The 14,262-nt window shown below is 64.4% G+C and carries 14 protein-coding genes and 1 pseudogene; 8 read left to right on the forward strand and 7 right to left on the reverse strand.

The window, feature by feature from the left end; genetic code table 11:
• Window positions 1-23 precede the first annotated feature (23 nt).
• The 7 genes from OHB26_RS05560 to OHB26_RS05590 all read left to right on the forward strand — a co-directional run bounded on the left by OHB26_RS05560 (window position 24) and on the right by OHB26_RS05590 (window position 5,774).
• Complete coding sequence (locus OHB26_RS05560; RefSeq protein WP_330183153.1) at window positions 24-566, forward strand: GtrA family protein; 543 nt, start codon at window positions 24-26, stop codon at window positions 564-566.
• Between the two features lie 3 nt (window positions 567-569).
• Window positions 570-1,250, forward strand: a complete 681-nt coding sequence (locus OHB26_RS05565) for a hypothetical protein (protein WP_330183154.1) — start codon at window positions 570-572, stop codon at window positions 1,248-1,250.
• A gap of 166 nt (window positions 1,251-1,416) precedes the next feature.
• On the forward strand, window positions 1,417-1,878 hold the full coding sequence (locus OHB26_RS05570) for an SAV_915 family protein (protein ID WP_330183155.1): 462 nt from the start codon (window positions 1,417-1,419) through the stop codon (window positions 1,876-1,878).
• A complete protein-coding gene (locus OHB26_RS05575; protein WP_330183156.1) occupies window positions 1,875-2,174 on the forward strand; it encodes a DUF6317 family protein in 300 nt (99 codons plus the stop codon). Before OHB26_RS05570 ends, OHB26_RS05575 begins: the two co-directional genes overlap by 4 nt.
• A 20-nt stretch (window positions 2,175-2,194) precedes the next feature.
• Window positions 2,195-3,514, forward strand: a complete 1,320-nt coding sequence (locus OHB26_RS05580; protein ID WP_330183157.1) for a WXG100 family type VII secretion target — start codon at window positions 2,195-2,197, stop codon at window positions 3,512-3,514.
• Window positions 3,515-3,678: 164 nt separating this feature from the next.
• Entirely contained in the window at window positions 3,679-4,083 is a 405-nt protein-coding gene (locus OHB26_RS05585) for a hypothetical protein (RefSeq protein WP_330183158.1), read from the forward strand.
• A 560-nt stretch (window positions 4,084-4,643) separates the two neighbouring features.
• Window positions 4,644-5,774, forward strand: a complete 1,131-nt coding sequence (locus OHB26_RS05590) for a Fic family protein (protein ID WP_330183159.1) — start codon at window positions 4,644-4,646, stop codon at window positions 5,772-5,774.
• 162 nt (window positions 5,775-5,936) lie between these two features.
• Here OHB26_RS05590 and OHB26_RS05595 read toward each other — a convergent pair.
• From OHB26_RS05595 to OHB26_RS05625, 7 genes and pseudogenes are all read right to left on the reverse strand, one after another.
• Window positions 5,937-7,309 (reverse strand): annotated as a pseudogene (locus OHB26_RS05595) (IS1380 family transposase).
• A gap of 195 nt (window positions 7,310-7,504) precedes the next feature.
• Window positions 7,505-8,833, reverse strand: coding sequence for a sensor histidine kinase (locus tag OHB26_RS05600; RefSeq protein WP_330183160.1), 1,329 nt, complete (start codon window positions 8,831-8,833; stop codon window positions 7,505-7,507).
• Window positions 8,834-8,900: 67 nt separating this feature from the next.
• On the reverse strand, window positions 8,901-9,590 hold the full coding sequence (locus OHB26_RS05605) for a response regulator transcription factor (RefSeq protein ID WP_442942861.1): 690 nt from the start codon (window positions 9,588-9,590) through the stop codon (window positions 8,901-8,903).
• Window positions 9,591-9,809: 219 nt separating this feature from the next.
• Entirely contained in the window at window positions 9,810-10,244 is a 435-nt protein-coding gene (locus tag OHB26_RS05610; protein WP_330183161.1) for a hypothetical protein, read from the reverse strand.
• A gap of 227 nt (window positions 10,245-10,471) precedes the next feature.
• The gene (locus tag OHB26_RS05615; protein WP_330183162.1) at window positions 10,472-11,791 is read right to left on the reverse strand and encodes a sensor histidine kinase; all 1,320 of its coding nucleotides are present in this window, start codon (window positions 11,789-11,791) and stop codon (window positions 10,472-10,474) included.
• An 87-nt stretch (window positions 11,792-11,878) separates the two neighbouring features.
• Window positions 11,879-12,556, reverse strand: coding sequence for a response regulator transcription factor (locus OHB26_RS05620; protein ID WP_067562164.1), 678 nt, complete (start codon window positions 12,554-12,556; stop codon window positions 11,879-11,881).
• A gap of 9 nt (window positions 12,557-12,565) precedes the next feature.
• A complete protein-coding gene (locus tag OHB26_RS05625; protein WP_330183163.1) occupies window positions 12,566-13,126 on the reverse strand; it encodes a PH domain-containing protein in 561 nt (186 codons plus the stop codon).
• Between the two features lie 175 nt (window positions 13,127-13,301).
• Here OHB26_RS05625 and OHB26_RS05630 point away from each other — a divergent pair, with 175 nt between their 5' ends.
• A complete protein-coding gene (locus OHB26_RS05630; RefSeq protein ID WP_330183164.1) occupies window positions 13,302-14,255 on the forward strand; it encodes an acyl-ACP desaturase in 954 nt (317 codons plus the stop codon).
• Window positions 14,256-14,262 lie beyond the last annotated feature (7 nt).

Here is a 14,262-nt window from a genome sequence, read left to right on the forward strand (position 1 = left end):
GGTATGGCACGTAGACTCGCGGGGTGTCATTTGTCGACAAGGTGATAAACGTCCTGCCCAAACCGTTGCGGGACCTCGCAGACCAGCATTCCGAACTGCTCAAGTTCGCGATTGTCGGTGCGACGACCTTCGTCATCGATCTCGGCATCTTCTATCTGCTCAAATGGACCGTACTGGACACCAAGCCCACGGTCGCCCGCATCCTGTCGGGCACCATCGCGGTCATCGTGTCGTACATCCTCAATCGCGAGTGGACCTTCGACAAGCGCGGCGGCCGCGAAAAGCATCACGAAGCGCTGCTGTTCTTCGCGGTGAGCGGTATCGGCGTGCTGCTGGCCAGCCTGCCGCTGTACATCTCCAGCTACGTGTTCGACCTACGCCAGCCGAACGTGAGTTTCACCGTCGAGAACATCGCCGACTTCTTCAGCGCGTTCATCATCGGAAATCTGCTGCAGATGGCATTCCGATTCTGGGCCATGCGCAAGTGGGTGTTCCCGGATGAAATGAAGGAACTCGCCGAAGAGTTCGAGGACCTCGTCAACGAGGAACAACTCGGACATAGTTAAAACTTGAAATTAACGCGGCCCCGCAGCTTTTCCGCCTCCCCGAGACTTCAGCGCCCGGCTAAAGACGAATGGCTCCGTGTCGATGGGAGCCTGGTCTCGTATCAAATCATCGCCCCGGACTGGCCCGCCGATGTGAATGGACAAGACGGTTCGTACATCCTGGGTACCTATCGCCCCTCGGTCGAGACAGTGATCGATGAAATCGGTGCGGCGGACTGGATTGCCGAGCTCGATAGGCTCAATGAGCAACGACGGATCGCTGCAAAGAGGCACCACGAATACCAACTTGCCCAACAGCAAGCGCTGATCGAGCAGGGCACAAATATCCTCTATGACTGGGCCCAGGCACATGGCGACGTCGTTCCACCTACCAAGGATCAGCCTGGTAAGTGGGTTCGAGAGCTAGAAATCCTCTGGATCGATGCCCATGTGCCAGAGGGTTATACAGCCTGGAATCGGCCGATGAAGGTCGTCGATAACGACAACCCCGCCCCCGCCGACTTGGAAGCACTGAAGGCTGCGGAAGCTCTCTGCGATAGGACCATCGTCCTCAGTGCGCAGCTCGGCCGTGCCGGCGGGTTCAATGCGCGTCCCGAACACCGCCAAAGTGTCGTGGGCGTCGTGGTTGCCGCACCTACTGGCTACAGCCGCACCTTCTGGCGCCGCGTACCGCAAGGAGAATGAGTGGCCGTGTTTCTGCCCGGCCGCCGCTCCTCACTCGTTCTGATACATGAATCGCCGGTTCCGGGTTGGCGGTCTTCCGCATGATTTGCCTCACAGGGCAATATGTGTTCTGCCTGCTAGGCTGCCGCCTAGCCAATCTTGAACCAGTGGGGGGTGTCGCTCGGGAATGGTGATCCAGAATGTGCATTTCGGTGGTTACGACGATTGGGATGACGAACCGTCGCAACCCACCCGGCCACCTGCACCAGTTAGTCCGCAGCCGGCGATGGAGCCACCGACCAAGATCGGGGTCGAACTTCCCAAGGTCATCGTGGTTCCCGCGCACCCGCACCCGGACGACGAGGGTGTTTCTATCGAACTCAGCGCGGAAGTCACAGGAGCGCCGGTCGCGATCGTATTCTCGAACGTCGAGCGCTTGATCGAACGGCTGGGGCAACACCAGCCCTGGATCATGGTTCAATCGGCGGCCCTGCCCCAATTGCTCGGCACCTCCGCCATCTCGATCGTGCTCGATCCTCTCGAGAAAACCTGTCGAACCTGGTGGACGAGCAATCGGCTCGCTGCTATGCAGCGCTACCAAAACAATATTGAGATTCCTGAGTCCGACACGGTGGTGTTCCGCATATGAGTGGTTTCGAAGTCGTTCTCGACGATTTGAAGTCGATGGCTAAGACGTTCGGCGACGAAGCGACGACGTACGAAGGTCGAGTACCCGGCTTCCTCCCCGCAGCGGTGGACTCGGGCGACGGCACCTTGAACGAGGCGATGAAGGGCATCCTCGAGCTGCTCGAGATCCTCAACCATCAGGTGGTCCGCACTATCCAGACGCATTCGGACAAACTCGCCTACGCGCGGGACTCCTATGAGCGCCACGACATCGACAACCGCAAGCTGTTCGACGACCTCACTCAGAACCTGGACTGACAGACCGAAAGGAGTGCCGGATGAGCTGGATCGGCGGCGACCTGGCAGGTCTGCAGGCCATGGGCACGGCCATGCAAACGGCACCGGATTCGACCAACGACATCGTCCAAGCGCTGAGCTCGAAGGTGGACACCATTGTCGGCGACGCCGGATGGACCGGCGACGGCGCGGATTCGTTCCGCAAAGCCTGGACCTCGACATCCATTCAGGTCGGTGCGGTGGCCACCGTCACCAGCAGTGCCGGAAAGACGCTCGGCGATCTGGGCGACAACCTACAGGCGATCGAAGCCGACCTCTACAACGCCGCCAATGACGCGAAGCTCCTAGGCGCGCAGATCGGCGAGGACGGCAAACCACTGCCGCTGGTCATCACCGGCGACCCGGATTCAGACACCGCCAAGAAGGCGCGCCAGGCCCAATCGGACTACAGCGCCACTTACGATTCGGCAGTGAAGCTGGCGCAACGGTTTCGGCTGCAAGCCGCCAAAGAACTCAACGACCTAGCCTCCCCGATCAAGCCGACCGACCACGACAGCGACTTCAGCTGGGACAAACGAGTCACCCTCGCCGACTACCTGCGCGGGCTCTACGCGGTGCCGAACGAGAAGAACACCCTGTGGGGCAAGACCCTGCCGGACAAGATCAAGGCCGCGGACCAGACACTGGACCAGGCGTTCAAGGACTACACCAAAGCCCACTCGGACTACATCGCCAAGGGTGGGCAACTGCCCATCGACGATCCTGCCCGGATGAACACCTTCGCTGCGAACAAAGACCTGACTCAACTGGAGAACAAGCTCGCCGCCGCCGAGGCAGGCAAGGGCGAAGCCCCCCTGTCGGACCTGCTGAACGTGAAGATCAAAGACGCGGACAAGCTCATCCCGGCGCTGGAGAAGGTCACCCCGAAGGGCCTGAACTTCTTGAAGGAGATCCCGGTCGTAGATGTCGCCGCCTCCGGAGTGGTCGCGGAAATTCAAGCGCGCGACGATATCTCGAAGGGGCAGAACCCGACCACGGCTCGCGCCTACGACTACGGTGCGGCCGCTCTCGGTCTCACAGCCGGTGCCGCCGCCGTGGCGCTGGCACCCGAAGCCGCGCCGGTACTCGCGGTCGCCGCAGGTGCCGGGGCAATTGTCGTCGGAGTTGGGGACACCTTCTATCAGGGCTTCCATGAGCACTGGGCCGAAGACATACACGACCGCGGTGTGGTGAGCGGCGTCACGCACGGCTTGGGCAATACGTTCTCCAACACCGGCCACGACATGGCTGATCTCGGCGGTAGTGCCTGGAACGCAACGAAGAGCGCGACAACCAGCTTGTGGCACAAGGCATTCGGATGAGCACGAACGATCAGTCGTGGAGCGTGCCACCGGTCGAGTCGATCAAGGGTCTCGGGACCTCGTGGTACCGGCGAGGACCGAGTTACTGGGCCAGGCGGGTGCTCGCCTCGGTTCTGTGGGCAATCATCTTGTGCGTCGGAGCTCTCCTCGTCGGAGGCCTGGTCATGGCCATCAACAAGGATGCGAATTCGGTTGGGCGGATCATTCTGTGGATCGTGGTGGTCTCGGTGGTCGCGGTCAGTCACTACCTTGGCTTCCGCGACATGAACCCCAAACGACAGCTGACCCCGCCTCGAAAGCGGCAACCCAGTGTCACAGGCGCGGGGCTGGGTGCCGGGGTTGCCGCGTTCGGTGGTTCCGCGCTGGGAGCCGGACTGCTGACGATCGGCATGTTCGTCGGGGTGGGCTGGTTCACGGCAATGTTCGTGTACTCACTGACCCGCTACACCTCGGCCCCCGAACTCCAAGCCGCACAGAAGATGCGCGAATGGTACTCGCAGCACCCAGAGATCCCTGATAACCAACGACCACGCCAATTCCGGCGCAAATCGTTCGGCGCAACGGGCTGACAAAGCGTTGGGTTGGCCCGGGGTGGAACAACCGGACCGGACCGCCTGGGACCAAGTTGGGACCACACGTGTTGCTCAGCTCCGAACGTTCCCACGTCGCATAGACTTCGCGAACAAAGTAAAACCGCGTGTGACGTGCAGAAACGCCTGATCATTAGTCCTGGGGGTCAAGTGGTCGCAGGTTCAAATCCTGTCAGCCCGACAGAGTGCAGGTCAGAGCCGGTTTTCGAACCGGCTCTGACCTGTTTTTTCAGTCACGAAATTCTGTTGAATCGCCGACTCCGGGCCCATTCAAATCGCCCTGACCAGGGGTTTCCCTGTTCGGCATGCACTTGACCGCAGTCAAGTGAGGACGGAAATGAAACTCCTTGTGACGCTGGAACTTCCAAATATCGGCTCGTTTCGATGCACGATTTGTGGACCATTTGTGGACCATTTGTTCAATGCCGCCGGGCGACCCTTGAAGTGCGACGACATGGCGCTGCTCCCACTGTCACCCAGCAGGGACACGCTACCCCGTATGGATTGACGTAATGACTACGTCACCCTATTGTTGTGTCATGTTGTTTCCCGCGTCCGCGCTAACAGCCGACGATGCCCGCGTCCTGGCCGAGGTGGATCGGATGCGCGAGCAGCTACGTCATGAGATTCAGGCGAAACCTGGTAAATGGGCAGGTGGGCTCCGTAAATTCCTCACCGCGGACTCTGTTGCCGCGTCGAACTCCATCGAGGGATTCAAAGTCTCCACCGTTGATGTGGAAGATCTGATCGCCGGCGAACGCGATGTCGAGGTCTCCGAGGAGAACAAGGCAGAGACGCTCGCCTACGAGCGGATGATGACGTACATCCAGACCCTGCACGAGGTAGACGACTTCGCCTACAGCAAAGGCTTCCTCAACGCGCTGCATTGGATGTTGCAAGGGCACCGGCACACCGAGCGTCGCCCAGCCGGGCAATGGCGACCCGGCCCGGTGTACGTGACCGACGCCCGCGACCCGAGCATCGCCGCCTATACCGCCCCTGACGCGGATCTCGTGCCGGCGCTGACAGGCGAGCTCGTCGATTGGCTCAACACCGACGACGGTACGCATCCTCTCGTGCGTGCGGCCATGGCTCACCTGCATCTGGTGTCGATCCATCCCTGGGCCGACGGCAACGGGCGTATGTCACGCTCACTTCAAACTCTGATGATCGCGAGGGAAGGCGTTCTCGCACCGGAGTTCTCATCCATCGAAGCCTGGCTCGGCAGGCCCGGAAACACCTGGGAGTACTACCAAGTCCTCGGCCGACGCGGCAGCACCTACCGACCGGATCAGGATGTGTCCGAATGGATTCGGTTCAACCTGACCGCGTACCACCAGCAAGCCCAAACCGTGCACGCCCGTTGGGTCCGGTCCGGAACAGTGTGGGCGATACTTGAGGAGTACGTCGCAGGTATTCGTCTGGATGAACGTGTTATCAGCGCACTGCATGATGTCGCGATGTCCGGCAGAGTCCGGCGAACCCGTTATGAACAATCCGAAGGGCTGAGTCTGCAACAAGCGCAACGCGATCTACGCGACCTCGTCGCACTTCGGGTGCTCGAACCAGTCGGTAAGACACGAGCCCGCTTCTACACTGCCGGACCGGCCTATCCAGCAACAGCGTTGGAAATCGCCAGCACCCCAACCGCCCTCGAAAGCCCTTACTAGCCTCGATCTTTCTTGAGCCTGCTGTGCCGGCGTAGCCGGCGCGGCAAGGCTCGTTTTTCGGGTCGGGGCGCGGTGCATCGCCGGGTGTCCGTCGGTGCGGCCGGGTTCCACGTGCCCGGTGGGTGGTGCTCCTTCCTGGGTTGTCGGTGCGGTGTGTGCAGGTCAGGTGGCGTGTAGGCGGTCCAGGCCGGTGGTGATCAGTGCGGTCCAGGGCGCGTGGCGGGCGAGGTGGAGCCGGGTGGTGCGGGCGTGGCGGGCGATGCGCCCGGCGGCGGATAACAGGCGCAGCCGAAGCGTTTTCGGTTCCCATCGGCGTGCCGGGTGCCCGTGCAGGGCGATCATGGCCATCCATGCGGTGAGGTCCAGCGCGAGTTGCACGAGCGCGACCCAGATCTGGTTGGCCGCAAAGGATTTGAACGGTAGGTTCCGCAAGCCGGTGGCTTTGGCGTGGCGGATACGGTCCTGGCAACGGGCGCGGGCGCGGTGGCGCAGTTCGAGGTCGGGGAGTTGACCTTTGGTGGTGTTGGTGGCGAACGCGGTCAGCCGCAGGCCGTCCCGGTCGGTGAACCGCAGCTGGGGTGCGGGCGTTCTTTGCGGACGATGATCCGCATGTCTGTGGGCCAGTTCTTCAGGTCGAGCAGGCCGGTGATCTGGGCGACCCATGCGCCCTTGCGGACCTGGCCGTCGGCGTCGTAGGCCGGGGTCCAGACCTTTTTCGGGAGCTTGTCGATCGCTGTTTCCATGGCCTCGGTCAGGGTGATCCCGACCGAGTACTGCAGGCGGCGCTGGTGGCAATAGTTCAGGAACTCGTGGGTTCCTCCGCCGGAGTCGGTGCGCACCAACACTTTCCGGCCTACCCGGTAGCCCGGGGACCACGGCAGCTGCGCGAGGGCCTGCGCGAGGACCTTCTTGTGATCGGCGGCGGTGTTGGAGCCGGCGTTGCCCGGTCGGAGCAGGATCGCGGCGGGTTCGCCGGTGCCGTCGGTGCCGTGGTCGATGAACGCGCACAACGGGTGCAGGCCGAAACCCTTCTTGAACGTGGGCGCGGCGTTCTCCTTTTCCGAGTGTGCGTCCAACAACGTGGCGTCCACATCCACGATCAGCGGATGATCGGCGTCGATGCTGTGATCGGGTGCGTGTTCGGCGGCGAGTCTCCACGCCGTGGCACGGGCAGCGCCACGCGCGGAAGCGATGGCGGACAACGCTTTTGTCGTGTCTTGGGCCAGAGCGGCGACCAGCCGGGACATCGTCGGATCGGACGCGACATGACCGAACACGCCGGGCTCGGACCGTAGCGCCGCGACATCGGCCACGGCGTCGCCGCCGATCGCGATGCTCACGGCGAGGTCCATCACGATCTTGCCCGGGTCGTGCATTGCCAGGGGTTTCCGCCATGACATCAATGTCGTCGAAACGTTGCTGGTCAACCCGGTTTTCTCGGCGGTGCGCAGCAGCAACGCCGCACCGGCTTGGGAGACGATGCCGGTTCCGGCGTCATCGACTGTGAACGATGGGTACGGCGAGATAAGCTTCACCTGAAAGGTGCTCCTCGAACTGCGATACTTGACTCTAGACAAGCCAATTATTGCGGGTCAGAGCACCTTTCGTCACATCCAGAGCCGGTGCCACGAATTCAGGTGAATGGGCGAGGTTAGTGCCCGACAAGTCCCATTCGCGTGCCGCCGGTCACGCGCTGGGGGTACCCCGGGAGTTACCCCGAACTCACCAAATCAGTTGTCGCCCTCCCATATGCGACGCTGACCAACCTCCATCGTCATCACCAGCCGGGTGCCGCCGAGCGGGCTGTCGTCGAGAGTGGCGGTCCCGCCGTGTAAGTCTGCCTGCTGCGCGACCAAGGCCAGTCCGAGACCGCTGCCGGGGGTGCGACTGGCCCGGTAGAAGCGTTCGAAGACACGCTCGCGTTCTGATGCGGGGACGCCCGAGCCATTGTCGTCGATGGTGAGGGTGACGGTATCGCCGCTGGTTCCGGCGGCAATATCGATATGGGTCGAGGAGCCGTGCCGGACGGCATTGACGATGGCGTTCTCCAGCACCGAACGCAGGCCCGCGGCCAGGCCGCGCAGTCGAATGGGTTCCACGCCTTCGGTTTCGATGCGCACACCGGGATTCGCTCGCAGGGCGTCATCGACCACCTGATCGATGAGCTGCCCCAGATCGACATCCTCCCAATCGGATTCGGTGGTGAGATCGCCGACGGCCAAGCGCTCCAGGGCATGCAGGGTGGTCTCTATCGCGGTTTGACCGGCGAGCACCTCATCCAGGATCTCGGTGCGCTCGGACTCCGAGAGCGGCATACCGCGCAAGACCTGCAGGTCGGTGCGCATGGCGGTCAAGGGAGTTCGCAGTTCGTGCGCGGCGGTGGCGGCGAAATCCCTCGCGGTGACCAGGGCTTCGCTGGTGTGACGGCGTTCGTCGGCGATCCGGCCGAGCATGGAGTTCATGGCGTCGGCCAGCTCCGCGGTCTCGCTCGCGGCCGAGGGTTTCGGGGAATCCAGCTCCAGTCGGTCACCCAATTCCGCTGTCTCGGCGGTCAATCGGCGCAGCGGGGCCACCGCACGCGAGGCGAAGAACCAGCCCAGCAGGGCGGCGAGCACGGTGCCGGCGACACCGATGGCGATGATCCGGGTGCGCTGTTTGGTCGCGGAATCGGTTGCCACCGTTTGCGGTACGGCCAGCACCACCGTCTGACCGTCCACCGGAATGGTGCGGGCGTACTCCAGATTCGGAGCGGGTAGCGCTGGGAGCGCGCTGATTTCGGTACCGGGAGCCGTCACCAGCGGCGCGGCCGGATGGGGCAACCCGGCCGGATCCCGAGTCGTGACGGTCGCCTGCGGCCCCTCGGTGGTGACTGTTCCGTCCGCCGAACGGATCGCCAATGCCTGCACCACCGTCCCGACCTGCGTCCGGGCATCGCTGCTCGCCACCGCGAAGAGCACCGTACTCATCACCGCGACCACCACGGCCGCGGTCGCGGCACTGGCCAGCGCGACGCGGGTCCGCAGCGACCACGGCCGCCGCAGGGAGCGCGGCCACCTCATGAGATGGCCTTCGGCGTCACGCCGCAGTCGGCGCGGCGGGCCGGGCCGCCCGACCGGCGGGGCGGGTTCACGCGTCGTCCCGCAGTACGAAGCCGACCCCTCGGACGGTGTGAATCAGGCGGGGCGAACCGGTGGCCTCGATTTTGCGGCGCAGGTAGGAGACGAACACGTCGACCACTTTCGTCTGGGTTTCGAAGTCGTAGCCCCACACCCGATCCAGCAGTCGCGCGCGGGTGAACACCTGGCCGGGTGCGGCGGATAAGGCGGTGAGCAGATCGAATTCGCGTTTGGTGAGATCGAGGCGGATATCGTTCGCGTAGGCGCGGCGGGCACTGGGCTGAATGGTGAGCGGGCCGACCACGATGCGATCCGATTCATGCGCGGGCGCGGGCGCCCGGCGCAGCATGGCGCGCAACCGGGCGACCAGTTCGCCCAGATCGAAGGGCTTGGTCAGATAGTCGTCGGCCCCGGCCTCCAGGGCCCCGATCCGATCGGTGACCTCCGCCCGCGCACTCAGCACACAGATCGGAATGTCATTGCCGAACGATCGCAGCGCGGTCACCACCTGAACCCCGTCCAGCAGCGGCATATTCAGATCCAGCACCATGGCCTGCGGTGCGCTCGCGGTGATGCGCGCCAGCGCGGCGGCCCCGTCCGTCGCGGTCTCCACCTCGAAACCGGACAGCCGCAGCCCCCGCGCCACCGACGCCAGCACCCGCGCGTCATCGTCCACAACCAAGATCAGCGGACTGTTCACAGCCCCGACCCTACTGAGCCCACCCGTGCACAGACTGTGAGCGAACCACCGACCTGCGGCAACGATTCACCCACCGCGGACCGAGGCCGACCACCGGTATCCGACCGCCTCCCACCCGCCCACGATGACGCGCACCCCGTGCCGCGCACCCGAGACGGCTCACATCGACCGATTCCCAAGCGACCGAGCCGGTTCACACAGCGCCCCGCGCGCCGGTACTCAGCCCGCGCTGCCGGTGGATGGCGCGGGCAGCGCCGGAATGGTGTCGCGCGGGACCACGGTAACGCCGTGCTGACCCGGCTCGAGCGGGACGGCCGGGACGGCGCCGGGTGGGAGCTGACCCGGACGGCCGCGCTGGATGGTGACGTGACCCTCGTCGTCCCGGGTGACCAGAACGGTCTCCGAGGGGTCGGACGGGTAGGGCAGGTTGGGGTCCACTTGGATTGGCATGCCCGGCCGCGCCACCTCCGCCGCATCGGGGACGGTGACTTCGGGGGCACCCGGCTCGGTCACCATCGGTGCGTCGGCCTCCGCCACCGCGGGCACGCCCGGTTCGGCCGCATTGGCGATGGCGGGGGCCAGCAGCGCGGTCAATACGGCGACTCCCGCGATTCCGCTCACGATCGCGCCGCGGCGAACGGTGGTCTTACGCATGGCAACTCCTTCGGTTCGTCGACGATCTCTCGCCGGTCTGTCTGACGAATCCGAAGGTATGGAGGGATTACTCGGTGGGCGCTAGCGAATGGTTAAGGAATCGATAGAGAAAGTCCCCGCCCCCGGCGAGCTTCGGCCGGGATCTCCGATGGTGGTGTGGATCCCGGCCGAACACATGCCGGGATGACTGTGAGTTGGGGCGATGACCAGTACCACCCCCGTTTCTCTCAGCGGGGTTCGGTGACCGGGCCGTTGGGGGTGGGGCGGGCGGGGACGCCGCTGGAGCCGAGGAAGACGGCGAAGAGGGCGGGGCGGCGGCGTTGGAGCTCCATGCGGCCGCCGTCGGCCTCGATCAAGGCCCGGGCCAGGGCCAGGCCGACGCCGGTGGAGCCCGCGGCGGAGAAGCCGCGGTCGAAGATGTGCGGGGCGAGTTCGTCTCGCACGCCATCACCCTCGTCCGCGACCTCGACGACCACCAGGGGTTCGCGGGAGGCCAAACCGCCGGTGACGGTGCGGACCGAGACGGTGCAGGTGCCGCCGCCGTGCATGAGGGCGTTGTCCACCAGCACCGCGACCGCCTCGCGCAGGCGGGAACCGGTGACGGGCGCGCGCAGGGTGGGATCGCCCAGCAGGACGAGTTTGCGGCCCGCCTCGGCGAAGGGATGTCGCCACTCCGCCACTACGCCACGGAGTTCCGCGACCACCGGCACCGGATCGCGGTCGGCGGCCCCTTCGTCGCGGGAGGCGCGGACGAGTTCGTCGATGGCGTCGGTGAGCCGATCCACCTGTGCCATGGCCTCTTCCGCCTCGTGCACGACGGCGGGATCGTCATGGGTGGAGAGTTCGTCCAGGCGGAGCCGGACCGCGGTGAGGCGACTGCGCAACTGATGCGAGACATCGGCGACGAGTGCGTGCTCACGTTGCAGGCGACCCGCGATTTCGACTGTCGCGGAGTCCAATACGTCCGATACGCGATCGAGTTCGGTAATACCGTGCCGCCGCGAATCCGCGCGGAAATCGCCCTTGGCGAGGCGTGCGGCACGCGCCGCCACATCGCGCAGCGGATCCGCGACCCGCCGAGCCGTCACCACCGCCACCGCGATCCCCGCGCCCAGCGAGATCAGCACCAGCGCCGCGACCGCCCCCAATGCCTGCCGCTGCATCGAATGCATGGGCGCGGCAGGGGTTTCCAGTCGCAGCGATCCGGAGGTGCCCATGGCCAGGGACTCCGCCAGCGGATCATCCACCATGTTCGCGCCCACATCGACACGCGAGGCATTGTCCTGCGGTGTCGGATACACGATGGTGAGCCGCCCGTCCGCCGGAATCAGCGGCCGCACCGAACGCAGATCCAACTCCCCGTGCACGAGCCCGTCGTCCCGCTCCTGCGCCACCACCTCCACGGCGATCCGATCCAGGCGGTTGCGCAGTTCATTGCGGGTGATGTCCTCGACCCACTGCCAGGCCGTGAAGGCCAGTGGCACACCGAGAACCAGTGTGGTGAGGGTGAGAGCAGCCACCATCGACAGCAGGATTCTGCGTCTCATGGTCGATATGCCTCGCTTCGCTCGGCGTTCGATTCGGGCGCACCAGGACGGCACATAAGACAGCACGGACAAATCGACGGCACGGACCTAGTCGGTGTTGAAGCGGAAGCCTACGCCGCGCACCGTCACGATTCGGCGCTCCGCCACCGGGCCCTCGTCACCGATCTTGCGACGCAGCCAGGACATATGCATATCCAGGGTTTTCGAACCGCGTAGATCGGCGTCACCCCACACCTCACGCAGAATGGTTTCGCGCGAAACCACCTGTCCGGCGCGGTCGATGAGCACCTTGAGCAGCTCGTACTCCTTGTTGGCGAGGTTCACTTCCATACCGTTCACCAGTACGCGCCGCGCCGCGGGCTCCAGCCGGATTCCGCCCACCTCGACCGTTTCGTCCCCGATTCCACTGCGCCGCAACAGGGCTCGCACCCGCGCCAGCAGTTCCGCGAGCCGGAAGGGCTTACCGACATAGTCGTCCGCGCCCGCGTCCAGCCCGACCACGAAGTCGACCTCGTCGGTGCGCGCGGTGAGCATCAGCACCGCGAGATCCGCCCCGCGCGCCCGCACCTGACGGCATACCTCCAGACCATCCATACCGGGTAGTCCGAGATCGAGGATCAGCAGGTCATGGCCGCCTTCGAGGGCGCGCTCCAACACCGCGGGGCCATAGCTCTCCACGGTCACCGAATAGCCCTCACGCCCGAGCGCTCGCGACAGCGGCGCGGCAATGGCCTCGTCGTCTTCGGCCAGCAGTACAGCGGTCACGGAGCAAGCCTACGGGTAGTTATCCGCGGAACCGCGATAGCCACCATCGCGTTGATCCGCTTTTCGTGGATCACCGTGGATCACATCGAAGACCTGGTGATAGAGCATCGCGTGCACCTGCTGCACATGCGGAATGTCGTCGTACTCCAACGGATCCTCCGACGCGGACCCGATGATGAGCGTGCCGGTACCCAGCATTCGATCGAACAACCGGTGCCGGAACTGCACATTCGAGATGCGGTTCATCGGAATGTCGATTCCGGTGTGCGTCAGTACACCCTGCCGAATCAGGACACGCCGATCGGTGATGATGAAATGCGTGGACTTCCAGCGGATCAACGGGATGACGCTGCGCCACAACACGATCACCAGCCAAAGCACGCCGATACCGATCAGCAGACCGGAGGCGAGAGTGCCCTCGGTGTTGCGTGCGGCGACACCCAGACCGAATCCGGCCAATGCGGTGATCAGGATGAAAGTCACGGCGGGCCAGAACAACATCTTCCAATGCGGATGACGATGCAACAGCAACCGTTCCTCGGGTGCCAATGCCTCCTCCGGATAACCCATGCGTGCACCCTATCGCGCGGAGATGTCAGAATGCCTCACGCCGACGTGCGGACTGGAGCACAATCGTGCCGCATCCGCGTAGCATCGGCGACCACAGATTTGCCTTTCGTCGAGCTGTCCCGCGCAACACCATTCCGGCCGTTCTGCCAACCGGCGCATGACACAGGAGGCGTGTGTGACCCGAGAGTTGACCCAGCTGGAGATCCTGCAAGAACTCGAACCGGTGGCCGAACAGAACTTGAACCGCCACCTGTCGATGGCCAAGGACTGGCACCCGCACGACTACGTGCCGTGGGATCAGGGCCGCAATTTCGCCGCCATGGGCGGTGTGGACTGGGATCCCTCGCAATCCTCGCTCAGCGAGGTCGCCAAGATCGCCATGGTGACCAACCTGCTCACCGAGGACAATCTGCCCTCCTACCACCGGGAGATCGCGGAGAACTTCTCCCAGGAGGGGGCCTGGGGCACCTGGGTCGGGCGGTGGACCGCCGAGGAGAACCGGCACGGCATCGTCATTCGCGACTACCTGGTGGTGACGCGCGGCGTCGATCCGGTCGCGCTGGAAGAGGCGCGGATGATCCACATGACCAATGGCGTTGCGTCTCCCGATGATTGGGGCGGCTTCCTGGAGAACGTCGCGTACGTGACCTTCCAGGAGCTCGCGACCCGTATCTCACACCGCAATACCGGACGCGTCTGCGATGACGCCATCGCCGACCGCATGCTGCAGCGCATCGCCGCCGACGAGAACCTGCACATGATCTTCTATCGCACGCTCTGCGGTGCGGGCCTGGACCTGGTGCCCGATCAGGCGATCGAGGCAATCACCAAGGTGCTCACCAACTTTGTGATGCCGGGCGCGGGAATGCCCAACTTCCGACGCAATGGCGTGCTCATGGCCAAGCACGGCATCTACGATCTGCGCCAGCACCTCGAAGAGGTGGTGCAGCCGGTGCTCAAGAACTGGAATGTTTTCGAGCGCAACGATTTCGGGCCGCGCGGTGAGAAGGCGCGCGAAACCCTTGCCGCTTACGTCGAAAAGCTCGAGGCCGATACCCTCAAATTCGAGGAACAGCGCGACCGGTTGCTCGCCCGCGAGGCCAAGCGCGCCGAATTGCAAACCGTCTGAGGCCGTT

The sequence above is a fragment of the Nocardia sp. NBC_01503 genome (assembly GCF_036327755.1).
GTDB lineage: Bacteria > Actinomycetota > Actinomycetes > Mycobacteriales > Mycobacteriaceae > Nocardia.